Origin of the sequence: Streptomyces sp. NPDC006552, assembly GCF_040611655.1 — a bacterium.
In the GTDB taxonomy this organism is placed as follows: Bacteria; Actinomycetota; Actinomycetes; order Streptomycetales; family Streptomycetaceae; genus Streptomyces.
In genome coordinates, this window is record NZ_JBEXOS010000052.1 from 14,207 (window position 1) to 40,290 (window position 26,084).

23 protein-coding genes and 1 tRNA gene are annotated in these 26,084 nt (G+C 70.4%); 12 read left to right on the forward strand and 12 right to left on the reverse strand.

The annotated features are described in order from the left end of the window. Positions 1–56: 56 nt before the first annotated feature. A complete protein-coding gene (locus ABZY33_RS25855) occupies positions 57–611 on the reverse strand; it encodes a hypothetical protein (RefSeq protein ID WP_356494058.1) in 555 nt (184 codons plus the stop codon). A 245-nt stretch (positions 612–856) separates the two neighbouring features. Between ABZY33_RS25855 and ABZY33_RS25860 the strand changes: the two genes are divergently transcribed. Genes ABZY33_RS25860 through mycP form a run of 3 tightly spaced genes read left to right on the forward strand, consistent with a single transcriptional unit; the run spans position 857 to position 4,491 of the window. Further along, positions 857–1,408, forward strand: coding sequence for a hypothetical protein (locus tag ABZY33_RS25860; RefSeq protein ID WP_356494059.1), 552 nt, complete (start codon positions 857–859; stop codon positions 1,406–1,408). Next, positions 1,408–3,075, forward strand: coding sequence for a hypothetical protein (locus ABZY33_RS25865; protein WP_356494060.1), 1,668 nt, complete (start codon positions 1,408–1,410; stop codon positions 3,073–3,075). The genes ABZY33_RS25860 and ABZY33_RS25865 overlap by 1 nt, the downstream gene beginning before the upstream one ends. A 3-nt stretch (positions 3,076–3,078) precedes the next feature. Next, entirely contained in the window at positions 3,079–4,491 is a 1,413-nt protein-coding gene (mycP, locus tag ABZY33_RS25870; protein ID WP_356494061.1) for a type VII secretion-associated serine protease mycosin, read from the forward strand. A gap of 174 nt (positions 4,492–4,665) precedes the next feature. Here mycP and ABZY33_RS25875 read toward each other — a convergent pair whose 3' ends face one another. From ABZY33_RS25875 to ABZY33_RS25890, 4 genes are all read right to left on the reverse strand, one after another. After that, a complete protein-coding gene (locus ABZY33_RS25875; protein WP_356494062.1) occupies positions 4,666–5,181 on the reverse strand; it encodes a hypothetical protein in 516 nt (171 codons plus the stop codon). Further along, entirely contained in the window at positions 5,178–5,366 is a 189-nt protein-coding gene (locus tag ABZY33_RS25880; protein ID WP_356494106.1) for a hypothetical protein, read from the reverse strand. Before ABZY33_RS25880 ends, ABZY33_RS25875 begins: the two co-directional genes overlap by 4 nt. Before the next feature lie 143 nt (positions 5,367–5,509). Continuing rightward, positions 5,510–6,205, reverse strand: coding sequence for a hypothetical protein (locus ABZY33_RS25885; protein ID WP_356494063.1), 696 nt, complete (start codon positions 6,203–6,205; stop codon positions 5,510–5,512). A 497-nt stretch (positions 6,206–6,702) separates the two neighbouring features. Further along, positions 6,703–6,774 (reverse strand) — tRNA-Cys (locus ABZY33_RS25890). Positions 6,775–6,982: 208 nt separating this feature from the next. On the opposite strand from ABZY33_RS25890, the gene ABZY33_RS25895 reads away from it, so the two are divergent. From ABZY33_RS25895 to ABZY33_RS25910, 4 genes are all read left to right on the forward strand, one after another. Beyond that, positions 6,983–8,464, forward strand: coding sequence for an MFS transporter (locus tag ABZY33_RS25895; protein ID WP_356494064.1), 1,482 nt, complete (start codon positions 6,983–6,985; stop codon positions 8,462–8,464). A 209-nt stretch (positions 8,465–8,673) separates the two neighbouring features. Then, the gene (locus tag ABZY33_RS25900) at positions 8,674–10,479 is read left to right on the forward strand and encodes a DEAD/DEAH box helicase (RefSeq protein ID WP_356494065.1); all 1,806 of its coding nucleotides are present in this window, start codon (positions 8,674–8,676) and stop codon (positions 10,477–10,479) included. A 290-nt stretch (positions 10,480–10,769) separates the two neighbouring features. Beyond that, positions 10,770–11,411, forward strand: a complete 642-nt coding sequence (locus tag ABZY33_RS25905; RefSeq protein ID WP_356494066.1) for a helix-turn-helix domain-containing protein — start codon at positions 10,770–10,772, stop codon at positions 11,409–11,411. Positions 11,412–11,651: 240 nt separating this feature from the next. Beyond that, positions 11,652–12,452 carry a S16 family serine protease gene (locus ABZY33_RS25910; RefSeq protein ID WP_356494067.1) on the forward strand — a complete coding sequence of 267 codons (801 nt, stop codon included), beginning with the start codon at positions 11,652–11,654 and terminating at the stop codon, positions 12,450–12,452. Between the two features lie 13 nt (positions 12,453–12,465). Here ABZY33_RS25910 and ABZY33_RS25915 read toward each other — a convergent pair whose 3' ends face one another. From ABZY33_RS25915 to ABZY33_RS25935, 5 genes are read right to left on the reverse strand one after another with little or no spacing between them, the layout of a single operon-like run. Next, positions 12,466–13,434 carry a glycine betaine ABC transporter substrate-binding protein gene (locus tag ABZY33_RS25915; RefSeq protein WP_356494068.1) on the reverse strand — a complete coding sequence of 323 codons (969 nt, stop codon included), beginning with the start codon at positions 13,432–13,434 and terminating at the stop codon, positions 12,466–12,468. Then, positions 13,431–14,297 carry an ABC transporter permease gene (locus ABZY33_RS25920; protein ID WP_356494069.1) on the reverse strand — a complete coding sequence of 289 codons (867 nt, stop codon included), beginning with the start codon at positions 14,295–14,297 and terminating at the stop codon, positions 13,431–13,433. The genes ABZY33_RS25915 and ABZY33_RS25920 overlap by 4 nt, the downstream gene beginning before the upstream one ends. Continuing rightward, on the reverse strand, positions 14,294–15,538 hold the full coding sequence (locus ABZY33_RS25925; protein WP_356494103.1) for a betaine/proline/choline family ABC transporter ATP-binding protein: 1,245 nt from the start codon (positions 15,536–15,538) through the stop codon (positions 14,294–14,296). The genes ABZY33_RS25920 and ABZY33_RS25925 overlap by 4 nt, the downstream gene beginning before the upstream one ends. Positions 15,539–15,578: 40 nt before the next feature. Further along, positions 15,579–16,226, reverse strand: a complete 648-nt coding sequence (locus ABZY33_RS25930; RefSeq protein ID WP_356494070.1) for an ABC transporter permease — start codon at positions 16,224–16,226, stop codon at positions 15,579–15,581. A gap of 38 nt (positions 16,227–16,264) precedes the next feature. Continuing rightward, positions 16,265–16,735 (reverse strand): Lrp/AsnC family transcriptional regulator, encoded by a 471-nt coding sequence (locus ABZY33_RS25935; protein WP_356494071.1) that lies wholly within the window; start codon positions 16,733–16,735, stop codon positions 16,265–16,267. Positions 16,736–16,857: 122 nt separating this feature from the next. On the opposite strand from ABZY33_RS25935, the gene hppD reads away from it, so the two are divergent. Together hppD and ABZY33_RS25945 are read left to right on the forward strand one after the other, a co-directional pair. After that, a complete protein-coding gene (hppD, locus tag ABZY33_RS25940) occupies positions 16,858–18,015 on the forward strand; it encodes a 4-hydroxyphenylpyruvate dioxygenase (protein WP_356494072.1) in 1,158 nt (385 codons plus the stop codon). Positions 18,016–18,216: 201 nt separating this feature from the next. After that, complete coding sequence (locus ABZY33_RS25945) at positions 18,217–19,587, forward strand: FAD-linked oxidase C-terminal domain-containing protein (RefSeq protein ID WP_356494073.1); 1,371 nt, start codon at positions 18,217–18,219, stop codon at positions 19,585–19,587. Positions 19,588–19,597: 10 nt separating this feature from the next. On the opposite strand, the gene ABZY33_RS25950 is transcribed toward ABZY33_RS25945, so the two are convergent. After that, positions 19,598–20,089 carry an SsgA family sporulation/cell division regulator gene (locus ABZY33_RS25950; RefSeq protein WP_356494074.1) on the reverse strand — a complete coding sequence of 164 codons (492 nt, stop codon included), beginning with the start codon at positions 20,087–20,089 and terminating at the stop codon, positions 19,598–19,600. Between the two features lie 240 nt (positions 20,090–20,329). Here ABZY33_RS25950 and ABZY33_RS25955 point away from each other — a divergent pair, with 240 nt between their 5' ends. Beyond that, positions 20,330–22,153 carry an RDD family protein gene (locus ABZY33_RS25955; protein ID WP_356494075.1) on the forward strand — a complete coding sequence of 608 codons (1,824 nt, stop codon included), beginning with the start codon at positions 20,330–20,332 and terminating at the stop codon, positions 22,151–22,153. Positions 22,154–22,228: 75 nt separating this feature from the next. Then, positions 22,229–22,942 (forward strand): RDD family protein, encoded by a 714-nt coding sequence (locus ABZY33_RS25960; RefSeq protein WP_356494076.1) that lies wholly within the window; start codon positions 22,229–22,231, stop codon positions 22,940–22,942. Between the two features lie 36 nt (positions 22,943–22,978). Here the strand turns inward: ABZY33_RS25960 and ABZY33_RS25965 are convergent, their stop codons facing one another. Continuing rightward, positions 22,979–23,275: a hypothetical protein gene (locus ABZY33_RS25965; protein ID WP_356494077.1), complete on the reverse strand. Its 297-nt coding sequence runs from the start codon at positions 23,273–23,275 to the stop codon at positions 22,979–22,981. A 346-nt stretch (positions 23,276–23,621) separates the two neighbouring features. Here ABZY33_RS25965 and ABZY33_RS25970 point away from each other — a divergent pair, with 346 nt between their 5' ends. Then, entirely contained in the window at positions 23,622–26,009 is a 2,388-nt protein-coding gene (locus ABZY33_RS25970; RefSeq protein WP_356494078.1) for an immune inhibitor A domain-containing protein, read from the forward strand. Positions 26,010–26,084 lie beyond the last annotated feature (75 nt).

Consider the following 26,084-nt stretch of genomic DNA (forward strand, 5'->3'; position numbering starts at 1 on the left):
GTTCGCCCACCGCCCCGGGCCGATAGGCACCTCCACCCCTCCCGCGGCCCGGACGCTCAGCACTCACCTTCCGCGACGTGGACGGTCAGCTGGTACGCCGGGACGCGGGTAGGCGGCTGGTCCCCGGCGCCGGGCACCCACATGCCGCCCTGGTCCGACTCGGTCGCGGACACGTCCATGCACAATCCGCTCCCTGCCCCGGTTGCCGTCACCGCGTACGCATGCTCGTCGACCGCTTCCACCTTGATGTCGACGTAGGGCCCCATTCCCTCGCCCGCCCTTTCGACCTCCTGTTGGATGAGCGAGGAGTAGTCGTCGTACGCATCGCGCAGACGCGGCTCGCTCTCCATGGCCGACGCGGCGCTATGCACTGAATCCCGCAACTCGCCCGTGCTCCAAGAGGTCTTGTCCACCGACCAGAGCCCCTTGCCCCCCTGATAGGCGGCGAGCGCGGCGGCAAGCAGGAACAGGAACCGGTACCAGCCCGAAGGCGCGGTCGTCGCCCGCCCCCGGTCCGACGAGAACCGCTGCCGCAGCCACTGCTGGTTCACCGACCCCAGCACGGCGAACAGCGCGGCGACGGCCAGCAGCATCCAGGCCAAGAAGGTCATGCGCCGTTCCCCCGTGGCCGACGTCAACTACTCGTCCCCACAGCCCAGTTCGGCGCCTCGGTGAGCAGCACCGACCAACCGTCGGCGACCCGGCGAACTGTTACCGAACGTATCGACCTGTGACGTGATGTGCATCGCCACTGCCCTGAGCCGCCTGTGAACTGTCAGAGCGGGTGGCTAAAGTTGTCACCAGACCTACTTGTTGTAAAGGCACGATCACGGGGGAACGGGGAGGGGCGTACGCGATGGCGGACGACAAGGGCGGCGGCTCGGGCGGGCTCGGGGGCTGGGCGACCAACGTCGTCGAGGCCGCGAAGGGCGCGGCTGCGGACATCGTGACGGAGCTGGAGTCGTTCACGGCTTTTCAGCAGCGGGTGGATCAACTGATCAAGGACCTCAAAGGGTCGCCCGCAGGAGCGAAAAAGGTCAGCGAGCAGCAGCTCACACGCCCGAAGTTCGGCGGGGGAGACAAGGGCTGGTACGAGGCGGACGACCTGTTTGGCCAGTACGGCTCGGTGATCCGGGAGTTGGAGAACCTCTCGGAGATCCTCTCCGGTTCGATCGAATCCATGGGCTTCGCGGTGCTGGCGTCGCACAAGGGCTTCGACAACATCGACTCGGACGTCCGGGACCGGATGGCGGCCATCAACGCCGAGACGAAGCAGCACTACGGGGGCGACTACGTGCCTCCGACGCGCGGGGAGAAGGGCAACAACTCGGCGGCGGACACTGGTTCCGCCAGCTCGGGCGCGTCTGACAAGACGCCTGAAGGCGGCGAAGAGGAGACGAATCTCTGATGGCCGGCAAACACAAGAAGACCACTTTCGACGGCATGACGCACGAACAGATGCTGGCGTGGCTCGATGCCGCAGACGCCGAGGCGGTCCAAGGTGCGGCGGACAGACTCACTGCTGCGGCCAAAGAGATCAACAGCATCGCGGAAGAACTCCAGATCCGCCCGCAGTGGGTGAAGTGGAAGGGTGAGAGCGCAGATTCGTTCCGTACGTGGGCTGCGGACCTCGCCAAGTCCACGTTGTCACTGAGTGAATACAGTGAGCACCAGGCGCACTGGCTGGGGCAGGCCGCGCAGGCCATCGGGAGGGCCAAGACATCGGCCCCGCGCGACAAGGGTGTGGACGCGAACATCGACGCGGCGAAGGCCGCTCACAACGACCCCGACGCGCAGGGCATCCTGTCGAAGAACATGGCCGTCCGGCAGCAGACCGCGGACGAGCTGGAGAAGCTCGGGCAAGCGTATTCGCTGTCCAAGTCGCAGATGCAGGCGTCCAAGCCCCGTAAGTTCCCGCCGCCGCCACTGGACATCCAGGACCCGGAAGCCGACGCCCGTGACCGGCGCAGCAGGGACCTTCCTGTCGGACAGGGAAGCGGAGGAGGCTCCTCGGCCGGTGCCGCTTCGCGCGGTATCTCTTCGGCCGATGGTGCTGTGACCGGGAACACGGCGGACAGAGATGTCGCGAGCACGGGAACCGGTCTCCCGCACAGTGGAGTTGAGGACCGCCCCGTTGTCGGGGAAACGGGAAAGAGCACGTCCGCAGTCTCGGAGGTGCCGGCGCGGATGGATGTCGACTCGGTCGACGTGCTTCCGCAGAACCCTCAGACGCAGACACCTGCCACTTCACCTAACGTCCTGGGCCCGTCCGGGCCCGGCGCCGGCCAGGCGAGCCCTGCACCGGTTCCACCGGCCTACGGGATCACAGGACGTACTCCGCCGAGCGCTCGGAGCCTGAGCAGTCCGCCTGGTGGCCGAGTGACGCCGACGACACCAGGTGGCACGAACGGCCGGCCCGGCCCTTCGACGCCCAGTGCGTTCGGCCGCCCAGCCACCAATGCGCCGTCGGCACATGGGACCACGGGTGCCGGCCGGACCGGAGGCTCGCCGACGGGCCGGGGCCCTGCGCAGAACGGTGTCACAGGGGGCCGTGCGCAGCCGACGGCGGACAGGACAGGCAGAGCGATGCCGCGTGGCACCGTCATGGGCGGCGAGGGAGCGAACAGTGCGCGGGGGGGTGCTGGAAGCCGTGGGCAGCAGGCCCAGGGTGCTGGTGGACAGCGGTCGGGAAGCAAACCCGGTGTGATCGGCGCCGGGCAGCGCGGTTCCGCCACAGGCCGTCCGGTCCTTGGGCCCACCGGTCAGCAGGGTGGCATCGTCGGAGGCCGCCAAAGCCAACAACAGCGCACGAACAACCGGTCCTTCAGCCAGGGGGGATCGGGGCTGGTACGCGGTCAGGGCGGGCCCGGCGGTTCGGCCGAGGACCAGCGCGCAGCGGGTACGACAGGCCGGGGCGGCCAGCCGCCTGCCAACGCCCGCCCTGGGAAGCGTGACGAGGACGAGCAGAGCCCACGTCCCGATTACGTCACCGAGGACGAAACCACGTGGCAGCCAGACGCACGTCGTAACGTGCCCCCTGTGGTCGCTGACCATCCGAAGCCCGACGAGAGGTAATCCATGCCCCCCACCAGCGGTCTCAGCCGTAGACGCCTCGGCACGGCAGCTTCGGCGGCTCTCGGCCTGCTTCTGGTGGGCACCGTGGCGGCGGTACCGGCGCAGGCGGAGTCGTTCCGTGCTCAGCAGTGGCATCTGAACGCCATGAAGGCCGACCAGATGTGGCGGACGACCACGGGCAAAGGCATCACGGTCGCCGTCCTCGACACCGGCGTCGATGCGGACCACCCCGATCTCCAGGGTCAGGTTCTGCCAGGCAAGGACTTGGCGCCGACGGAGTCCGGCGACGAGCAGACGGATTACGACGGTCACGGCACGGGCATGGCCGGAATCATCGCCGGAACGGGCAGGGGCAACGGGAACCAGGGAGCGTATGGACTGGCTCCAGGAGCAAAAGTGCTGCCGATCCGGCTGCCCGATGGCGCGAAGGGTGCCAACGAGGCCGCCACGAACGCCCGGTTTTTCAGGGTCGCCGCTGAGGGCATCAGATACGCGGCTAACCATGGCGCCAAGGTCATCAACATCTCACAGGGTGCAACGCGGGGCGCCCCCGAGCTGGCCTCCGCGGTTGATTACGCCCTCAAGAAGGGTTCGTTGATCTTCGCCGCCGTGGGTAACACAGGCGACCAGACCAACCAGGTCGAGTACCCCGCAGCCACCCCTGGAGTGGTGGGTGTGACGGCCATCGACAAGAACGGTCACCGGACGAGCGCGTCCCAGCACGGCCCCCAGGTCGACATCGCCGCGCCTGGCATGGACATCGTCCACGCGTGCGGCGGTAAGACCGGCTACTGCCAGAGTGAGGGAACCAGTGATGCCACCGCCCTCGCCTCCGCCAGCGCCGCCCTGATCTGGTCCAGGCATCCCGACTGGAGCAACAACCAGGTTCTCAAGGTCATCCTCAACACGATCGGCGGCGTCAAGAGCGAGAGCGGCAAGCGCAGCGACTTCGTCGGCTACGGAGCCGTCCGTCCTCGGATCGCCCTCACCGACCCCGGCGACCCGGGCCCGGCCGACAAGTTTCCGATGTCGGACTACCCCGTGACAGCCGAATCCCCGTCAGCCGAGGCTTCGAAGGGCGCGGGTGCGGGCGCGGCGGCCACGGACGGCGCGAGTCCGGCTGCGGCGCCGGCCTCGGAGGGTGACGACAGCCAGGCCGAGTTGTGGATCGGTGCGGGTGCCGCCGCTTTGGTGGCCACCGGCGGGGTGGTCGCGTTCGTGACCAGGCGTCGCCGCCGTGACGCTCAGCAACTGCCGTCCGGTGCGGCGATGCAACAGCCTAACCTCGGGGTGGGCCACGCCAGTGTTCCATACGGAGAGCAACAGCCGTACGGGAATCAGCAGTCCGGCGGCCGACCCCCCTATGATCCGGCCGCACCGGGCAGCAGTCCTGACAACCCGTATCGCGGTTATTGATCCACCGAAACGAATGTAAGGCATCGGCTCCCTCACACCTGCGGCCCCGCCCACTTCGAACCGCGCAAAGTCTCAAGACGGCTTATCGCCTGTACGGTTGCCCGGTAACGTGAGGGCTGGCCTAACCACGCGTCATACGCGCTCTTGCGCGGTTCACTTGGGCCCTTGCATGGGTCAGCTGCAGATATCTGACCGCTCGACGGCCTCGGTATAGGCCGTGATGAGCTTCTTCATGCTAGTAGCGTCGTCGTGTCCGTCCGCGAACAGCTGGATTGCAGTGAAGAGCACATGTTCCTTGTGTCTCGGGTTGCTGCAGGAGGCTGTGTGGCCGACAGCCCCCGTGCCGGCATAGAGGTACTTGTCATCGCTGGTCACCTCGCCACCCTCGATCCGAGCCAGAGAATCGGCGACGTCTGTGACACCGTCGCCCCGTTCCCGCCATTCCTGACTAGTGATTAGAGCTGTCTTTCCATCGACGTTCACCTGGCAGAGGCTTCTGCTCGGTACCGGATTCTTCTCTTCTACGCCGACGGTCTTCCCCTCAGGTAGGAGCGGTGTCAACAGATCGGCGTCGACGGGGATGGAGCAGAGTGACTTGGGAGTTCGGTACTCTCTTTTGTCCTTCGACTCCGAAGAGCAGCCTGCAAGTACGCATACGGCAGTCCCTTTCTTGGCAAGGCGGAGATTCAAAGGTCGGTGACAAGGTCAGATCCGACGCGTTCCATGTAAGAGCTTGCCGCCGCGTAACCTAGGTCGCCTGTCTTGCCGGGGAGTGGCGGGGTGCCCCCGCCGCCGTCCGCCTGGTTCAGCCGCATCTGCGCCGACTGCCGTTCGGCGGCGTCGGTCTTGAGCTGGTCCCACTCGTCCCATGCCATGGGTGAGTACCTTCCCCCGTGCGTCCCCGTGTGTCTGGTTGCTTTCGCGATGTACGGCCGCTGTGGCTTCGGATCAAGTTAGCAATCCCGCCACCCAGATCGCGGCCCGCGATGGCCTCATCACCTGTGCGGGCGGCGCGGGCTCAGCCGACTGACGGGGGCACTGTCGTGGGCAAGGCGGCTTCCGTCGCACATCCCGCTGCCCTCGCCACCGCCCGCGCCACGGAATTGAGCACGGTCATACGGTCTCTGCCCTCGTCGCCCCCGCGCGCGTGCCCGATGAAACTCATATTCGCCTCTACGTACTTAGTGTCTCCGACGTAGGCATCGGCGGACTTCGCTTCGGTGGTGCAGGAGAAGAACAGTTGCGTCCCGGTCTGGGTGGCGGCCGCGTAGACGCCCATCGGATAAGTCAACCTCTTGCGAGAGGAGTTCGTTTCGGTGCGCTTCGGATGGGATTGGGAGGCGGAGAGATCGAGGTCGAGGAGCGGCATTCCGCTGTTGTCGTCCGCCAGGTACACCGTGCACGAACTGCGCGAGCTCGGGGTGGCGTGGAGGTGTTGGACCGCTCGCTTCACCGAGAATGCGTTGGGCTCGCCGATCTCGTTGGTACCGGTGAGTTCCTCGAAGCGGTTGGTGCCCGACAGGCGTTCCAGAGCTCTCGCGGCGGACGCGTCGAGTGTGCCCGCGCAGACTTGGCCGGCCCCCACACTCTCGTCCTGGTCCTTCGCCGATGGACCGTCGCAACCGCAGACGAGAACCGTCAGGGCCGCCAGTGCCGTGGTGCAGATGGCGCGCCCGAAGGTGCTGAGTCCGGAACGATCCGCCACGTAGGTCATCTGTGCTCCCCCGGAGCTATGGATGGCTTCCTGCTGGCGCCCCGGCGCCCGTTATAACAGTGAGGCCACTGTCGCGCGGGTGGCGGTGGCCCGGGGGTGTGCGTTCAGGGGTGTGCAGGCGAGGACCGTGTCGGACGACGCGCCGCGCTCGCGCCGAGTATCGGCGGTGGGGGGTTTGTGCGGGCCCGTGCGTACGGAGCGTAGCGTGCACGGGATATTTGTCATTTGTCGTCGTGTGAGCGAGGTTCCGCGTGGGGACGTCTGAAGCCGGGGAGAGGTGCGAGGGGGTTCAGGGTGCGGCCGGGGGGCGGGCGTATGAACCCGCTCCCTCCGCCGGGAAGCTGTTGCTCTTCGTGCTCGTGTTCGCCGGCTTCGCCGTGGTCGTCGTCGGCGGAGGCGTTCTGCTGGTCGCCGGCGGGTGACGACGCCGAAGGGGCGTCCCGGCTGAGCGGGACGCCCCTTCGTACGCGTGCAGTCCAGCGCCGTTGGACTGCCAGAGGCCGTGACCGGAATCGAACCGGTGTGCTTCGCTTTGCAGGCGAATCCCTCAACCACTCGGGCACACGGCCATGTGTTGTTCTGCTCTGTGGAGCGTGCTGATGAGACGACCGTAGAGCGGCCGGCCCGCCCCCTCAAGAGCCCGGCCCGGGCCGCAACGCGACTGCCATACGCCGTTCATGAAGCGGGCGCCGGGCGCGAGGCGTACGACCAAGGAACCAGTTCCTCCCCGCCTTCCGACAGGGGTCAGTGCGCGCTACGCCCCTTACGCTGATCCGCATGGCTGCCCTCGAAGACGACAGAGAGACGGACGAGACCGACGTCGGCGTCGGGCCGGGGGTCGCCCCGGGGCCCGATCTCGCCGCGCTCGCCGGCGTCGAGGGCGTTCTCGGGCGGACCTATCGCGCCCTGAGCATCGGCATCGTCACCGTCGTGCTGCTCATCGCCTTCGAGGCGACCGCCGTCGGGACCGCGATGCCCGTCGCCGCGCGCGAGCTGGACGGGGTGTCGCTCTACGCCTTCGCCTTCTCCGGGTACTTCACCACCAGCCTCTTCGGCATGGTCGCCGCCGGGCAGTGGGCCGACCGGCGCGGACCGCTCGGGCCGCTCGGCGCCGGGATCGGCGCCTTCGCCGCCGGGCTTGTCGTCGCCGGGGCCGCGGGCGGCATGTGGCTCTTCGTCGCCGGACGCGCCGTGCAGGGGCTCGGCGGCGGGCTCGTCATCGTGGCGCTCTACGTCGTCGTCAGCCGGGCCTACCCGCAACGGCTGCGGCCCGCCATCATGGCCGCGTTCGCCGCCGCGTGGGTCGTCCCGTCGATCGTGGGGCCGCTGGCGGCGGGGGCCGTGACCGAGCACCTCGGGTGGCGCTGGGTGTTCCTCGGGATCCCGGTGCTCGTCCTGCTGCCGCTCGCCCTCGCGCTGCCGCAGATCCGGCGGCGGGCCGCCGGTCCCGCCCCGGGCGCTCTCGGCGGCGCCTTCGACCGGCGCCGGATCCGGCTCGCGTTCGGGATCTCGCTCGGCGCCGGGCTGCTGCAGTACGCCGCCCAGGACCTGCGGCCCCTCGCCCTGCTGCCCGGCGTCCTCGGCGCCGCCCTGCTCGTACCGTCCGTCCTCGGGCTGCTGCCCCGCGGCACGTACCGGGCCGTGCGCGGGTTGCCGTCGGTGGTGCTGCTGCGCGGGGTGGCGGCGGGGTCGTTCATCGCGGCCGAGTCCTTCGTACCGCTCATGCTGGTCACCCAGCGGGGGCTGTCGCCGACCCTCGCCGGGTTCTCGCTCGCCGCCGGTGGTGCGACCTGGGCGCTCGGCTCCTGGATCCAGTCGCGGCCCCGGTTCGACCCGTACCGGGACCGGCTCACCGCCGGGGGCATGGTGCTCGTCGCCGCCGCCATCGCGGCCGCCCCGAGTGTGCTGATCGCCGCCGTACCGGTGTGGACCGTCGCGGTGGCGTGGGCGTTCGGGTGCCTGGGGATGGGGCTCGTCATCTCCGCCACCAGCGTGCTCCTGCTCCAGCTCTCCGCGCCCGAGGAGGCCGGGACGAACTCCGCGGCCCTGCAGATCTCCGACGGCCTCGCCAACGTCGTCCTGCTCGCCGCCGGCGGCGCGGCCTTCGCGGCGCTCGGCGGGGGAGCGGTGGGGCGCGGACACGAGGTCGTCGCCGGGACCGGCGGATCCCACCCGGCCGCCTTCGCCGCCGTCTTCCTGCCGATGGCGGCGATCGCGCTGGCCGGCGCCTGGGTGGGGACGCGGCTGCGGGAGCGGTAAGGGGGAGCGGGAGGGAGCGGCCTCCTTCAGTAGCGGCCGTTACTGAAGGAGGCCGCGGCCCGGGCCCGGTGATCTGTGACGCGCGTCCCAACCGCCGCCTCCCCCGCCTCGTCCGCCCGCTCCGTCAACTCCGGCACCGGTAGGGTGGCCCGGTTGTCATACGTAGCCGTGTACGTAGCCGTGCCGTCGATCTCAAGTAACCGGAGACCGTGACTACCACCCCTGCCGCCGCCACCAGCTCCTCGTCCCACCACCTCTCGCCCGCCTTCCCCGGCCGTGCCCCCTGGGGCACCGCCAACAAGCTGCGCGCCTGGCAGCAGGGGGCGATGGAGCGGTACATCCAGGAGCAGCCGCGCGACTTCCTCGCCGTCGCCACACCGGGGGCCGGCAAGACGACCTTCGCGCTGACCCTCGCCTCCTGGCTGCTCCACCACCACGTCGTGCAGCAGGTGACCGTCGTCGCGCCGACCGAGCACCTGAAGAAGCAGTGGGCGGAGGCGGCCGCGCGGATAGGGATCAAGCTGGACCCCGAGTACAGCGCCGGTCCGCTCAGCAAGGAGTACCAAGGCGTCGCCGTCACGTACGCGGGGGTCGGCGTGCGGCCCATGCTGCACCGCAACCGCAGCGAGCAGCGCAAGACCCTGGTGATCCTGGACGAGATCCACCACGCCGGCGACTCGAAGTCGTGGGGCGAGGCGTGCCTGGAGGCGTTCGAGCCGGCCACCCGCCGCCTCGCGCTCACCGGCACCCCGTTCCGCTCCGACACCAACCCCATCCCCTTCGTCCAGTACGAGGAGGGGAACGACGGCATCAGGCGGTCCTCCGCCGACTACACCTACGGCTACGGGAGCGCGCTCGGCGACGGCGTCGTGCGGCCCGTCATCTTCCTCTCCTACAGCGGCAACATGCGCTGGCGCACCAAGGCCGGTGACGAGATCGCCGCGCGGCTCGGCGAGCCGATGACCAAGGACGCGATCAGCCAGGCCTGGCGCACCGCCCTCGATCCGCGCGGCGAGTGGATGCCCAGCGTGCTGCGGGCCGCCGACGCCCGGCTCACCGAGGTCAGGAAGGGCATCCCGGACGCGGGCGCCCTCGTCATCGCCTCCGACCAGGAGTCGGCCCGCGCGTACGCGAAGCTGATCCGGGAGATCACCGGCTCCAAGGCGACGCTCGTCCTCTCCGACGACGCCGGCGCCTCGAACCGGATCGACGACTTCGCGGCGAGCGAGGACCGGTGGATGGTCGCCGTGCGCATGGTGTCGGAAGGTGTCGACGTGCCGCGCCTCGCGGTCGGCGTGTACGCCACCACGATCTCGACGCCGCTCTTCTTCGCGCAGGCCGTCGGCCGTTTCGTGCGGTCGCGGCGGCGCGGCGAGACCGCCTCCGTCTTCCTGCCCACCGTCCCCGACCTGCTCGGCTTCGCCAACGAGATGGAGGTCGAGCGCGACCACGTCCTCGACAAGCCGAAGAAGGAAGGGGAGGAGGACCCCTACGCCGAGTCCGAGAAGGAGATGGACGAGGCGAACAAGGAGCAGGACGAGGACACCGGCGAGCAGGAGCAGTTCTCCTTCGAGGCGCTGGAGTCCGAGGCCGTCTTCGACCGGGTGCTCTACGACGGCGCCGAGTTCGGCATGCAGGCCCACCCCGGGAGCGAGGAGGAGCAGGATTACCTGGGGATTCCCGGGCTCCTCGAACCCGATCAGGTGCAGCTGCTGCTCCAGAAGCGGCAGGCGCGGCAGATCGCGCACAGCCGCAAGAAGCCCGACACCGAGGCCGACCTGCTGGAGCTGCCCGCCGAGCGGCGGCCCGTCGTCTCCCACAAGGAGATGATGGAGCTGCGCAAGCAGCTCAACACGCTCGTCGGCGCCTACGTCCATCAGAGCGGCAAGCCGCACGGTGTCCTCCACACCGAACTGCGGCGGGTGTGCGGCGGGCCGCCGAGCGCGGAGGCGACCGCGGGGCAGCTGCGGCAGCGCATCGCCAAGGTCCAGGAGTGGGCGACCCGCATGAAGTGACACGGGTCGCAAGTGCGGGCAATCGGCAATAACTCAGACTCCGGGCTGACCGGATTCTGGACGGAGTCTTCCGCTCAGCGGGACGACCTCGCTACATTCCCGGCAACGCACACGCCCCGTGGCAGCGCCGCCGCGGAGCGCAGCCGGTACGCACGAAGACAGTCGTCTGCAGCCGTATGCAGCCCAGCGCCTGATCACCGACCGGCGGCTCTGACGCGCGTCGCCCAAGGGACAGGTGGCGCAACCGCCGCGTAGGAGACCGCCGACCTCACCATGAAGGAGTGGGCGTCGTGACCGCGGAGACCTCCCAGACGCTCGACAGAGGACTGCGCGTCCTCAAACTGCTCGCCGACACCGACCACGGGCTGACCGTGACCGAGCTCTCGAACAAGCTCGGCGTCAACCGCACCGTCGTCTACCGGCTGCTCGCCACCCTGGAACAGCACGCCCTGGTCCGCCGCGACCTGGGCGGCCGCGCCCGGGTCGGCCTCGGCGTGCTGCGCCTGGGCCGCCAGGTGCATCCGCTGGTGCGCGAGGCCGCGCTGCCCGCGCTGCGGTCGCTGGCCGAGGACATCGGGGCGACGGCGCATCTGACGCTGGTCGACGGTTCGGAGGCGCTGGCCGTCGCCGTCGTCGAGCCGACCTGGACGGATTACCACGTGGCGTACCGGACGGGGTTCCGCCACCCCCTGGACCGGGGGGCCGCGGGCCGGGCGATCCTCGCCTCCCGGCGCGGCGTGCTGCCCGAGCCCGGTTACACCCTCACGCACGGTGAGCTGGAGGCCGGCGCGAGCGGGGCGGCCGCGCCGCTGCTCGGGGTGAGCGGTCTTGAGGGGAGCGTGGGGGTCGTCATGCTGGCCGACGCGGTGCCCGAGCGGGTGGGCCCTCGGGTCATGGACGCGGCGCGCGAAGTGGCGGACGCGCTCCGCTGAGGCGGCGGTTTCTGGTGACCCGGGGTACGTGGTGCGCCGGGCCGCCGTTCCGGCCTGCGCCGTCACGCGGGTACCGCCCCCTGGAGGCAGCCCGCGGGGAACTGTGCTAGAAGCCCCACCGGCCGGCAGACGAAAAACGACGGGGTGCGCCCCTTCAGGGGAGCCCCCACCGGGGCCGCGGGCAGAAGACCTGCCATAGGCGCTCCGCGCAACGAACGCGGGCCACGTTAGATTGACCCCGTGCTCAACCGCCTCAGCCGCCCCGCTGCCCTCACCCTGTGCGCGCTCCCCACCCTCGCCCTGCTCGCGGTGGCCGCCCTCGCCCCGCTGCCGTTCTCGGTGGCGCAGCCGGGCCCCACCACGAACGTGCTCGGCGACGACGACGGCAAGCCCGTCATCGACATCACCGGCGCCCCGACCCGGGACACCCGCGGAGCGCTGCGCGCGGTGACCATCGTGGCGACCGGGCCGGACGCCTCCGTGCACCTCGGCGACGTGCTCGACGGCTGGTTCGCGGAGGACCGGGCGATCATGCCGCGGGACTCCGTCTACCCGTCGGGCGGCTCCACCAAGGAGATCGAGGAGCACAACAAGAAGGAGATGACGGGCTCCCAGGACGCCGCCACCGAGGCCGCCCTCGGCTACCTGAACGACGAGGGCGCGACCACGGACGGCGTCAAGGTCTCCCTCCAGCTCGGCGACGTCGGCGGCCCCAGCGCGGGCCTGCTCTTCTCGCTCGGCATCGTCGACATGCTGGACGGCGACGGCAGCGGCTCCGACCTGACCGGCGGGAAGTCGGTCGCGGGCACCGGCACCATCGACGACACCGGCCGGGTCGGCGCCGTCGGCGGGGTCTCCCTCAAGGTGCAGGCCGCCGACCGCGACGGCGCCACCGTCTTCCTCGTACCGAAGGCGGAGTGTGCGGACGCGAAGGCGTCGGCGCCGAAGTCGATGCGGCTGATCCCGGTGAGCACGCTCCGGGGCGCGGTCACCGCCCTGACGGACCTGGAAAAGGACACCGGCTCCGTCCCCGCCTGCTGAACCCGCGCCCGGCTCACTCCTTGACGAAGCCCTCCCGCACCAGCCAGTCCTTCGCGACGTCGTGCGGGTCCTGCCCGTCGACGTCGACCTTGGCATTGAGCTCCTGCGCGACGGTGTTGTCGAGTCTCTTCGTGATGGGCTCCAGCACCTTCGCCATCTGCGGATACTTCTTCAGCGCCGCGGAGTTGATCTCGGGCGCCGCGTTGTAGTTGGGGAAGAAGTGCTTGTCGTCCTGGGTCACGCGCAGGTTCATCGCCTTGATGCGGCCGTCGGTCGTGTAGACCTCGCCGAACGTGCAACTGCCCTTGGCGGCCTGCGTGTAGATGATGCCGCTGTCCATCTGCGTGATGTTCCCGGCGCCGATCTTCATGCCGTACGCCTCCTCCATCCCGGGCAGCCCGTCCGCGCGGTTGGCGAACTCGCTCTCCACGCACAGCGTCACGGCGCCCGGGTCCGACTTCGACAGGGCGGCGACGTCGGAGAGCGTCTTGGTGCCGTACTTCTTGAAGTTGGCCTCATTCATGCCGAGCGCGTACGTGTTGTTGAGCGCGGACGGCGTCAGCCAGGTGACCCCGTTCTTCAGGTCGGCCTCGCGCACCGCCTCCCACTGCCGGTGCGGGTCGGGGATCGGGTGGGAGTTGCCGAGGTACGTGATCCAGGCCGTGCCCGTGTACTCGTACATGGCGTCCGCGTCACCGGACTTGATGGCCTCGCGAGCGCCGACCGAGCCCTGGATCCCGGTGCGGTCCAGGACGTCCGCGCCGGCCGCCTTGAACGCGATGCCCATCATCGCGCCGAGGACCAGCTGCTCGGTGAACTCCTTCGACGTGACGGTGATGTTCGCGCCCTTCAGCGGCTCGCCCCGCCCGACCGTGCCGGGCCGTACGTCGTCGACCAGCGGGCTGCCGCTGGTGAGCCCGCACCCGGCGAGCAGCACGAGCCCGCCTACCGCCGCCGCGGCCGTCCGCATCCGGTACCTCATGTCCGTACCTCCAACCCGCGCGGCCGCAGCAGGAGTTCGGCGAGCGAGGCCAGCCAGTCGACGAGCAGCGCCAGCGCGATGGTCAGGATGGAGCCGAGGATCAGCACCGGCATGCGCTGGTTGGTGATGCCGGTGGTGATCAGGACGCCGAGGCCGCCGCCGCCCCCGAACGTGGCAAGCGTCGCGGTGCCGACGTTGAGGACGAGCGCGGTGCGCACCCCCGCCAGGATCAGGGGTACGGCCAGCGGCAGTTCGACCCGGGTGAGGACGCCCAGCGGGGACATGCCGATGCCGCGCGCCGCCTCCAGGAGCGTCGGGTCGTTGGCCTTGAGTCCGGCGATCGTGTTGGAGAGGACCGGCAGGATCGCGTAGATGATGATGCCGATCAGGGCGGTCTTCTGGCCGATGCCCAGCCAGATGACCAGGAGTGCGAGCAGGCCGATCGCGGGCGTCGCCTGCCCCATGTTGGCGAGGGTGAGGGCGAACGGGGTCGCCTTGCGGAACGCCTTGCGGGTCAGCAGGATGCCCAGCGGGATCGCGATGATCAGCACGAAGAACGTCGAGATCACCGTGAGCGTGATGTGCTGGCGCAGCGCCTTCCACACCTGCCCGCCGGAGATCGCGTTCTTCGAGATCGAGTCCAGGTCGGCGCTGCGGAACCAGAGCCAGGTCGCGAGCAGTACCGCCACCAGCACGACCGGCAGGAACGTCACCTTCTGCCAGGTGATGCGGCGCTGCTGCCGGCGCGCGGCCGACGGCGGCGGCGCCTCCTGCTCGCCCTCGCCCTCGTCGCGGAAGGCGAGGCCCTTGACCTCGTGCTCGCCCTCGGGCCGCCCGTCACCCGGCTTCACGGGAGTGCTCACGGCGTCACCCCTCCGTCACCGGCCCCCGCGCCCTCCTGCTCCGCCTGCGTCTGGCGGGCCCGGTGCTCCTGAAGCTCGTGCTGGTGCTCGACCGCTTCGAGCCGGTCGGCGTCGAGGAGTTCGTGCACGGAGTTCATCAGGGTCTCCATGTCGACGACGCCCTCGTACTCGCCGCGCCGGCCGGTGACCGCGACGCGGCCGGCGTTGTCGGTGAGGACCGCCTCCAGCGCGTCGCGCAGGGTCGCGTCCCAGGTCACCGTGTCGTGGACCAGGGTGCCCGCGCGGGCCAGCGAGCCCTTGGCGCGCATCAGGTCGCCGCGGCGCAGCCACTTGTAGGGGCGGCGGCGCCGGTCGAGGAGCAGCAGCTCGTTCGTGCCCGCGGCCCGCAGCTTGTCGAAGATGTCCTGGAGCGGGTCGTCGACGCCGACGGTCGGGTAGTCGGTGACCTCGACGTCCCGTACGCGGGTGAGGTTGAGCCGCTTGAGCGCCGCGCCCGCGCCGACGAACCCGGAGACGAAGTCGTCGGCCGGGTTGGTGAGGATGGCCTCCGGGGTGTCGAACTGGGCGATGTGCGAGCGCTCGCGCAGCACCGCGATCCGGTCGCCGAGCTTGATGGCCTCGTCGAAGTCGTGCGTGACGAAGACGATCGTCTTGTGCAGCTCGTGCTGGAGGCGGATCAGTTCGTCCTGGAGGTGGTCGCGGGTGATCGGGTCGACGGCGCCGAACGGCTCGTCCATCAGCAGCACCGGCGGGTCGGCGGCGAGCGCCCGCGCCACACCGACGCGCTGCTGCTGGCCGCCGGAGAGCTGGCGCGGGTAGCGGCCGTGGAACTCGCCCGGGTCGAGCCCGACGAGGTCCAGCATCTCCTCGACCCGCGCGGTGACCTTCGACTTCGACCAGCCCACCATCTTCGGCACGAGCGCGATGTTCTGCGCGACGGTCATGTGCGGGAAGAGGCCCGAGGACTGGATCGCGTAGCCGACCTTGCGGCGCAGCTTCACCGGGTCCATGTCGGTGACGTCCTCGCCGCCGATGCGGATGCGGCCGCCGGTCGGCTCGATCAGCCGGTTGATCATCTTCAGGGTGGTCGACTTCCCGCAGCCCGAGGGGCCGACGAAGACGACGAGTTCGCCCGCCCTGATCTCCATGTCGACGCTGTCCACGGCCGGGTCGCCGCTGCCCGGGTAGCGCTTGGTGAGGTTCTCCAGCTCGATGGTGGCGCCGGTGCGGCGCTCGTCCACGGGTACGGGTCCCGGCTCGGGCGTGCGCCCCGGGATGGTCTCAGACACGGATCCCCCTCGGGATGGTCAGCCGTCCGATGAGGACGTACGCGGCGTCGAAGAGCAGGGCGAGGACGATGATGCCGAGGGTGCCGGCCAGCACCTGGTTGAGCGCGTTGGCGCTGCCCAGGGAGGCGATGCCGCGGAAGATCTCGTTGCCGAGCCCGGGTCCGGAGGCGTAGGCGGCGATGGCGGCGATCCCCATCAGCATCTGCGTGGAGACCCGGATGCCGGTCAGGATCGGCGGCCACGCCAGCGGCAGCTCCACCCGGAACAGCCGGGCCAGGCGGGACATCCCGATGCCCTTGGCCGCGTCGATCAGCGTGGGGTCGACGCCGCGCAGCCCCACGATGGCGTTGCGTACGATCGGCAGCAGCCCGTACAGGGTCAGCGAGATGACGGTCGGCGCGACCCCGAGCCCCACCAGCGGGATCAGCAGGCCGATCAGGGCGAGCGAGGGGATGGTGAGGATGGTCGAGGTGGCCGTCGTCGCCAGGTTCCCGGCCCAGTCGCTGCGGTAGGTGACGACGGCGATGAGGACGCCGATGAGGGTGGCGACCACCATGCACTGGAAGACGGCGCTGGCGTGCTGGTAGGAGTCGGCGAGCAACTGCTGGTGGCGGTTGACCAGGTACTCCCAGAAGTTCATCGCACCTCGCTGACGTCACGCCGGCCCGGGGCCCGGCGTCAGGTATCTCCCGACGCCTGTTCCACCAGCGGGATGATCCGCGGCGGAACCGGGTTCTCCATGACGATCGCCGTGGAGGCCCGGACGATGCCATCAAAACCGACAACCAGGTCGATCACCCGCTGGAGATCGGCGTTCGAGCGGGCCACGAGCCGGCAGAGCATGTCCCCGCTGCCCGTCGTCGTGTGCAGCTCCAGGACCTCCGGGACCCCGGTCAAATGCGCCCTGACGTCGGCTCCTTGGCCCTGTCTGATCTGGAGCGTCGCGAACGCCGTGACGGGGTAGCCGAGCGCCGCCGGATCGACCTGGGGGCCGAAACCGCGGATGACTCCGTTCGAGGTAAGCCGGTCCAGGCGGGCCTGCACGGTGCCGCGGGCGACGCCGAGCCGCCGCGACATCTCCAGTACCCCGATCCGCGGCTCCCGGGCCAGCAGCAGGATCAGCCGCCCGTCCAGATGATCGATCGGCATGCGCGCCTCCCGGGTGGTCATCCTGTGCAATCAGTCTGCCGGAACCGGCGGGTCCCTGAACAGATTGTCCAGCCGATACGCGAACTGTTGCGCACCTTGTGGAACGGCGGGAGCCTCCCCCCATGACGCAGACCACACACTCGTCCTCGCAGCACACCCCCGACACCGCCCGGCAGGCCGACCCCTTCCCGGTCAAGGGGATGGACGCGGTCGTCTTCGCCGTGGGCAACGCCAAGCAGGCCGCGCACTACTACTCCACCGCCTTCGGCATGAAGCTCGTGGCCTACTCCGGACCGGAGAACGGCAGCCGCGAGACCGCCTCGTACGTCCTGACCAACGGCTCCGCCCGCTTCGTGTTCACCTCCGTCATCAAGGCGTCCACCGAGTGGGGCCACTTCCTCCAGGACCATGTCGCCGCCCACGGCGACGGCGTCGTCGACCTCGCCATCGAGGTGCCGGACGCGCGCGCCGCGTACGCCTACGCCGTCGAGCACGGGGCGCGTGGCATCGCCGAGCCGCACGAGGTCAAGGACGGGCACGGCACCGTCGTCCTCGCCGCCATCGCCACGTACGGCAAGACCCGGCACACCCTGGTCGAGCGCGCCGGCTACGACGGCCCCTACCTGCCCGGGTTCGAGACCGCGGCCCCGATCGTCGAGCCGCCCGCCAAGCGGACCTTCCAGGCAATCGACCACTGCGTCGGCAACGTCGAACTCGGCCGCATGAACGAGTGGGTGGAGTTCTACAACAAGGTCATGGGCTTCACGAACATGAAGGAGTTCGTGGGCGACGACATCGCGACCGAGTACAGCGCGCTGATGTCGAAGGTCGTGGCGGACGGCACGCTGAAGGTCAAGTTCCCGATCAACGAGCCGGCCGTCGCCAAGAAGAAGTCCCAGATCGACGAGTACCTGGAGTTCTACGGCGGGGCCGGCGTCCAGCACATCGCGCTCGCCACGAACGACATCGTCGCCTCTGTACGGACCATGCGCGCGGCCGGGGTCCAGTTCCTCGACACCCCCGACTCCTACTACGACACCCTCGGGGAGTGGGCGGGCGAGACCCGCGTCCCCGTCGAGACGCTGCGCGAGCAGAAGATCCTCGTCGACCGGGACGAGGACGGCTACCTGCTCCAGATCTTCACCAAGCCGGTCCAGGACAAGCCGACGGTCTTCTTCGAGATGATCGAGCGGCACGGGTCGATGGGTTTCGGGAAGGGCAACTTCAAGGCGCTCTTCGAAGCGATCGAGCGCGAACAGGAAAAGCGCGGCAACCTCTGACCCCGGGCCGCCCGAACGCTCTGAGCAGTTCCCCGCGCCCCAGCGGGGGCCCGAGGAGACGGCGCACGCAGTGCGCATCTCAGGGGTGCGGGGAACTGCGCGAGCAACCACGACGGTGCGTCGGCCGGAGAACTGCCCAGGGGCCGCGACCCACCTCGCAGACGGGTTCACACCGATCGCCCCGGGTGCCAGGCTGTGATCATGAGCCGCACCCTCATCGAACTGCTCGGCGACGGACTGCCCGCCGAGGCGCTCGTCACCGACCCCGACGTCACCGCCGCCTACGCCCACGACATGGCGAGCTTCTGCGCCGCGGGCAGCCCCGCCGTGGTCGTCCTGCCCCGCACCGTCGAACAGGTCCAGCACGTCATGCGCACCGCCACCGCCCTGCGCGTCCCCGTCGTCCCCCAGGGCGCCCGCACCGGCCTGTCCGGCGCCGCCAACGCCTCCGACGGCTGCATCGTGCTCTCGCTCGTCAAGATGGACCGCATCCTGGAGATCAGCCCGGTCGACCGGATCGCCGTCGTCGAACCGGGCGTCGTCAACGCCGTCCTCTCCCGCGCCGTCGACGAACAGGGCCTGTACTACCCGCCCGATCCGTCGAGTTGGGAGATGTGCACCATCGGCGGCAACATCGGCACGGCCTCCGGCGGCCTGTGCTGCGTCAAGTACGGCGTCACGGCGGAGTACGTGCTCGGGCTCGATGTCGTCCTCGCCGACGGCCGGCTGCTCTCCACCGGCCGGCGCACCGCGAAGGGCGTCGCCGGCTACGACCTCACCCGCCTCTTCGTCGGTTCCGAGGGCAGCCTCGGCATCGTGGTCAGGGCGACGCTCGCGCTCAAGCCGCGGCCGCCGCGCCAGCTCGTCCTCGCCGCCGAGTTCGCGTCCGCCACCGCCGCCTGCGACGCGGTCTGCGCGATCATGGAGGGTGGCCACGTCCCGTCCCTCCTGGAGCTGATGGACCGCACGACCGTCAAGGCCGTCAACGCCATGGCGCACATGGGCCTGCCCGAGACCACCGAGGCGCTCCTCCTCGCCGCCTTCGACACCCCCGACCCGGCGAGCGACCTCGCCGCCGTCGGCGCCCTGTGCGAGGCCGCGGGCGCCACCCAGGTCGTGCCCGCCGAGGACACCGCCGAGTCCGAACTGCTGCTCCAGGCGCGGCGGTTGTCCCTCACCGCCCTCGAAGCGGTCAAGGGCACCACCATGATCGACGACGTCTGCGTGCCGCGCTCGCGCCTCGCCGAACTCCTCGAAGGCGTCGAGCGCATCGCCGCCAAGTACGCCCTGACCATCGGCGTCTGCGCGCACGCGGGCGACGGCAACACCCACCCCACCGTCTGCTTCGACGCCCAGGACGCCGACGAGGGCCGCCGGGCCCGCGAGTCCTTCGACGAGATCATGGCGCTCGGCCTGGAACTCGGCGGCACCATCACCGGCGAGCACGGCGTCGGCGTCCTGAAGAAGGAGTGGCTGGCGCGCGAACTCGGCCCGGTCGGCGTCGACGTCCAGCGTGCGGTCAAGGCGGCCTTCGACCCGCTGGGCCTGCTCAACCCGGGCAAGCTCTTCTGACGCCGCCCCCTCACCGCTCGTCGGGCGACGACTCGTCCGAGGGCCACGGGTCGCGCAGATAGAGGTCGTCGGCGGCCGGGGCGGAGGGGGTGGTGGCGAGCAGCTCGGCGAGGCCGTCGTCGATGCCGAGCTGCCCGGCCTCAGAGCCCGGAGGGACCACCCGCAGCGTCCGCTCCAGCCAGGCCGAGACCGGCACGGTCGGCGCTTCGAGGAGCGCGTCGCCGTCCGGCGAACTCAGCGCCATCAGCACGACGCTGCGCCCGTCCACCTTCGTCGGCCAGATCCGCACGTCCCCGTGGCCGCACGGCCGGAACACCCCCTCCACCAGCAACTCGCGGGCGAACGTCCAGTGCACCGGATGCTCCGAGCCCAGATGGAACGTGATGTGGACGGCGTACGGGTCGTCGGTCCGGTAGGTCAGGCGGGCCGGTACGGGGATGCTCCGCTCCGGTGACAGCACCAATTGCAGCTCGAGTTCGCGTTCCACCACGGTGTGCGTCACGTGCGTTTCCTCTCCTCGGTACGGGGCCCTGGAGCGGGCCCGTACCGGGAGAGAGCGCGATGTCCCCGCGCCATTACGCGAGTTCGCCGAAGTTTCTGCGCGGGGCCGCCGTGCGGGGTGCGGTACCCGCCGCGTTGCCCGGAAAGTGGGGCGTACCGGCGGAGCGGCACGGGCGGGTGCGGCCGTCTGATAGATGTGGAGGCCACAACAAGACCCCCGAGCAGATACGGGACGACGGACATGAGCGCCCCAACCCCGGCCCCCGGTGACGACAGGCCCCGCGAAGGCTATTACCCCGACCCGTCCATTCCCGGATATGTCCGGTACTGGAACGGTGCCGCCTGGGTGCCCGGCACCAGCCGCCCCGCCCCGTCCGAAGGCGAGGCCCTGCCGGTCCCGGCCGGTCCGGCGCCCGGACCCGTCGAGGAGACCGGACCGGTCTTCCTCGACGAGGAGCCCTCCGTACGGACGGAGACGGGCGAGGAGGCGGACTCGCCCGAGCCCGCCTCCGCGTGGGCGGCCGACACCTCCCACCAGACCGGCTTCGGCGGCGAGCAGGACCGCCGCGTCTCCTGGGGCGCGGATGCCTCCGGCGTGGACGCGGAGGAGCCCACCGGGCCCGGCGACGTACCTGCGGCTCCGCGCGCCGACGGCACGATGACGATCCGGGCCGTACCACAACAGAGCACCGCGCAGCCCTCGACCCCGGCACCACATCAGTCCCCGACACAGACCCCGGCCGCGCCTCAGTCTTCGGCACAGTCCCCAGCGGCGTTCCCGGCCCCGGCCCAGTCACCGGTCGCGTCTCAGACCCCGGCCGCCTCCCAGGCCCCGGCGCAGCCCTCGGCCCCGGCTCAGTCCCCGGGCGGGTCTCGGAGGGAGGCCGTGTCCCAGGGTTCGGCGCAGTCACCGGCCGCGTTCCCGGTTGCGGCCCAGTCACCGGCCGCGTCTCACACCCCGGCACAGTCCCCGGCCCCGGCACAGTCCCCGGGCAGCTCTCGGCGCCCGGCACAGTCCCAGGGTTCGGCGCAGTCCCCGGCCGCGTTCCCGGCCGCGGCGCAAGGCCCGGCCGCGTTCCCGGCTGCGGCCCAGTCACCGGCCGCGTCTCACACCCCGGCACAGTCCCCGGCCGCCTCCCAGGCCCCGCCGCAAGCGCAGCCCCCGGCCCAGGCCCAGCCCCCGGCGGCCGCCCGGCCCCAGGCACCTTCACCGGCCCCGGTCCGCGCGGGACGCCACCCGCAGAGTGGGTCCGTCCCGGACCCGCGTCTCGAAGGCGCGCGGCCGCAGGCAGGCGCCCCCGCCGCGCAGCCCGGGTACGGCTACCCCCAGCCGGGGCCGGCCCCGGTCCCGCAGCAGGAGCACCCCGGATACGGCTACCCGCCGCCCGCGCCCGCGTACGGCTACCCCCAATCCGCCGCGCCCGCCACACCCGTCACCCCGGGCCCCGGCGGCGGTTCGTCGTCCTGGGCGCAGCAGGTGCACCAGCTGGCGACACCGCGGGGCGCGGAGCCGGACGGGCCGGTCACCCCGTTCAAGCCGGTGGCAGAGGACCCGTTCCTAGCCGCCGCGCAGGCGCAGGCGTCCGCGCGCCCCGCGGGCCTCGGCAAGCGGTTCGTGGCGCGGCTCATCGACTCGCTCGTCCTGGGCGCCGTCACCGCGGCGGCAGCCGTACCGCTCGGCACCCGCGCCCTCGACCACATCGACGGCAAGATCGACGCGGCCAAGGCATCGGGCCGGCAGGTCACGGTCTGGCTGCTCGACGGCACGACCGCGACGTACCTCGGCATCGTCCTCGCCGTGCTGCTCGTCTTCGGCGTCCTGTACGAGGCGCTGCCGACCGCCAAGTGGGGCCGCACGCTGGGCAAGAAGCTGATGGGCCTGAGCGTGCGGGAGATCGAGGGCAGCGACTCCCCGTCGTTCGGCGCGGCCCTGTGGCGCTGGCTCGCCTACGCCGTGCCCGGCGTCCTCGTCATCGGGGTGCTCGGCGTCCTGTGGGGGGCGGTCGACCGGCCGTGGCGCCAGTGCCTGCACGACAAGCTCGCGCGGACGTTCGTCGCCGGGTAGCCCGCCCGCCGTCCGGCTCATCCGGACGGCGGCCCGCCGGGTGCGTGGCGCCCGGGTTCGCGGTCCACTCGGGCCATGAGCACCGAACCGCCGCCCAACGGATCCGGCCGCCCGCCGGACGACGACCCGTTCCGCAAGCCGCCCCCGGCCCCGCCGGGCGGCGGCTCCCCGTACGACGGCCCGCAGCCCCCCGACCCCGGCCCGGGCCAGAACCCGTACGACACCCCCCAGAACCCCTACGGCGCGACGCCCCCGCCGGGCGGCGGCGCCCCGCCGCCGTACGGCGGCGGCGACCCCTACGGCGCGGGCGGCGGCTACGGCGCGCAGGACCCGACGGCCGGGATGCCGCCGCTGGCCGACAGCGGCAAGCGCGTCCTGGCCCGGATCATCGACCTGGTCCTGGTCGGCATCGTCGTGGGCCTGCTCTCCTGGGCGTTCGGGACCTCCGAGTACGAGACCGACCCCGACAAGATCCAGTACGGCCGCCAGTTCGGACAGTCGCTGCTGGCGGCCGTGCTCTACATCGGCTACGACACCGTCATGATGGCCAGGACCGGCCAGACGCTCGGCAAGAAGCTGCTGAAACTGCGCGTGGCCAACCTCGACAACGGCGCCACCCCCAGCGTGCAGAGCAATCTGCTGCGCGCGGTCGTGCTGTGGCTTCCGGCCGTGTTCTGCTGCGCCTGTATCTGGACGGCGATCTGCGGCGGCTGGAGCTTCTTCGACAAGCCCTACAGACAGGGCCTGCACGACAAGGCCGCCAAGACGGTGGTGGTCAGCACCGCCTGACGCGAGGCGCTGCGGTACGTCCGGCGGGTCCGTGGCTCACGGGCCCGCCGGCTCGCGTTCCCGGACGGACCGGGCGACGGAGCCGGGCGCGTGGGCCGGGACGCGCCGGCCGGGCGCCCGCTTCGGCTCCTGGCCGGCCGGCTCTCCCGCGCCGGCCGCCGGCCGGCGGGTGGGCACGGAGAAGGCCACGAAGAGTCCCAGGATGAGCGCCGACACCGCTATCACGCCGACGCCGGGACCCGAACTCGTCTGTGACAGCAGCAGCATGGCGACGGTGGAACAGATGACGGTGCCGGAACCGTAGAGGAGCTGTGCGACAGTCGGGCGAGGCATGGCGGTATCCGTCCTCGTGACATCAGGGGGTGCGAGAAGGGCGCAACCGGTGGGTCCCACCGTCGGCCCGCACTCTATTCGGACCTGTGCCCGAGCGGAACGGCCAGTAAGCATGACCTAACCCACAGTGCCGGTGCACGGGGGGCGCACGGAGTCACCGGGTCCATCAGCTGGACGGGGTGCGCGCCGTCGCGTATCGGGGCGCTTGTCCGGATTCCGGAGCCGCCCCCCTGCATAGTGCAACGGAAACGTCACAGTCAAGGACTGTTATTTCGCCTCTACTTCCGTTCAAATGGCGTCACTTGTGACACGTGGCGCATCCGCCACGGAAGAGGGGACCACTCAAGTGACGACCAAGAGACGGGCGTTGAGATCCGCCGCCGTGCTCGTGACCCTGACCGCCACCGCGGCCGCGGGCGCGCTGGCGACGACGGCCCAGGCCGACGCGCCGGCCGCGACGAGCACGACCTCCGGGAAGACGTACGGGGGCAAGGGCCATGTCATGGACGGCCCGTTCAGCAAGCAGCAGGAGCAGCAGCGGCAGACCGCCCTGCAGAACGTCCTGCAAGGCAAGTCCAAGGTCCAGGAGAAGCACGGCTCGAAGGTCGTCGACCTCGGCCGGGGCAAGTACGTCGAGCTGGGCCGCGAGCGCACGGACAAGATCTTCACGATCCTGACCGAGTTCGGCGACAAGGTCGACAACACCACCCTGGTGGACCGCGCGGACGACAACACCCCCGAGCCGAAGCCGAAGTACGGCGGCACGCCCGGCCCGCTGCACAACCGGATAGCCGAGCCGGACCGTGCCACGAACAACAGCACGGCCTGGCAGAAGGACTACAACTCGCAGCACTACCAGGACCTGTACTTCGGTTCCGGCAAGGGCGTCGACTCCCTCAAGACGTACTACGAGAAGACGTCCTCGGGCCGCTACTCGGTCGACGGCGAGGTCTCGGACTGGGTCAAGGTCCCGTGGAACGAGGCCCGTTACGGCTCCAACTACTGCGGCGCCGACAACTGCCCGAACGTCGAGGACCTGGTCCGCGACGGCGTGACCGCCTGGGTCGAGCAGCAGAAGGCGGCCGGCAAGACCGACGCCGACATCAAGGCCGACCTCGCGCAGTACGACCAGTGGGACCGCACGGACCACGACAACGACGGCAACTTCAACGAGCCGGACGGCTACATCGACCACTTCCAGATCGTCCACGCGGGCGAGGACGGGTCGGCCGGCGGCGGCGCGCAGGGCGGCGACTCCCTGTGGGCGCACCGCGGTTACGCCTACAGCCGCGACGACGGCGACACCGGCCCCACGGGCTTCAAGGCGGGCGGCACCCCGGTCGGCGACACGGGCATCTGGGTCGGCGACTACACGATGCAGCCGGAGAACGGCGGCCTCGGCGTCTTCGCCCACGAGTACGCCCACGACCTGGGCCTGCCCGACCTCTACGACACCTCGAACGCGGCCGAGAACTCGGTCGGCTTCTGGTCGCTGATGTCGGCGGGCTCCTGGCTCGGCACCGGCAAGAACGAGATCGGCGACATGCCGGGCGACATGACCGCCTGGGACAAGCTCCAGCTGGGCTGGCTCAACTACGACAAGGCGAAGGCGGCGACCAACTCGCTGCACAAGCTGGGCGTGTCGGAGTACAACACCAAGCTGAAGCAGGCGCTCGTCGTCGAACTGCCGCAGAAGCACGTCACCACCGACATCGTGCAGCCCCCGCAGGGATCCAAGCAGTGGTGGTCGGATTACGGCGACGACCTCGACAACACCCTGTCGCGCACGGTCGATCTGACCGGCAAGGCGAAGGCGGCGCTGGAGCTCGACGGCTGGTGGAACATCGAGAAGGACTACGACTACCTGTACACGCAGGTCTCCACCGACGGCGGCGCGAGCTGGAAGTCGATCGACGGCACCGCCAACGGCGTCACCATCCCGCGCGACGGCGGCGACAAGCCCGCGCTGACCGGTGACTCCACCACGTTCCAGCACCTCGTCTACCCGCTCGACGAGTTCGCGGGCAAGAAGATCGACATCCGGTTCCGCTACAAGACGGACGGCGGCGCGGGCGGCCTCGGCTTCACCGCCGACAACCTCTCGGTGCAGGCGGACGGCGCGGCGGTCTTCACGGACGACGCCGAGGGCGACGACAACGGCTGGACCGCGCGCGGCTTCTCGCGCGTCGGCGCCTCCATCAGCGGCGACTTCCCGCAGTTCTACCTCGCGGAGAACCGCCAGTACGTGAGTTACGACAAGACCCTCAAGGTCGGCCCGTACAACTTCGGCTGGCGCGACGGCGGCGCGAAGAACGACTGGGTCGAGCACTACCAGTACCGCCCCGGCCTCGTCGTCTGGCAGTGGGACACCTCGCAGCGCAACAACAACGTCGGCCAGCACCCCGGCAAGGGGCTGATCCTCCCCGTCGACGCGCACGCGAAGCCGCTGAAGTGGTCGGACGGCAAGCTGATCAGCAACAAGATCACGCCGTACGACGCCGCCTTCGGCTGGTACCCGGTGCCGGGCATGAAGCTGCACAAGCTGGGCGTCGAGACGAAGATCCCGGCCCAGCTCGGCGTCCCGGTCTTCGACGACCACAAGGGCACCTACTGGTACAAGGAGAACCCCACCGGGAGCGTCCAGACAACTGACACCCACACCCGGATCTCCGTCCTGAGCCAGCCGCTCGACGGCTCCTCGATGACGATCAAGGTCGGCCCCTCGACGAAGTAGTCGGTAAAGCCGCAGGTCACAACCGTATCGGCCGCGACTGCGCTAGCTGGGTCTAGCGGGTCGCGGCCGATCGTG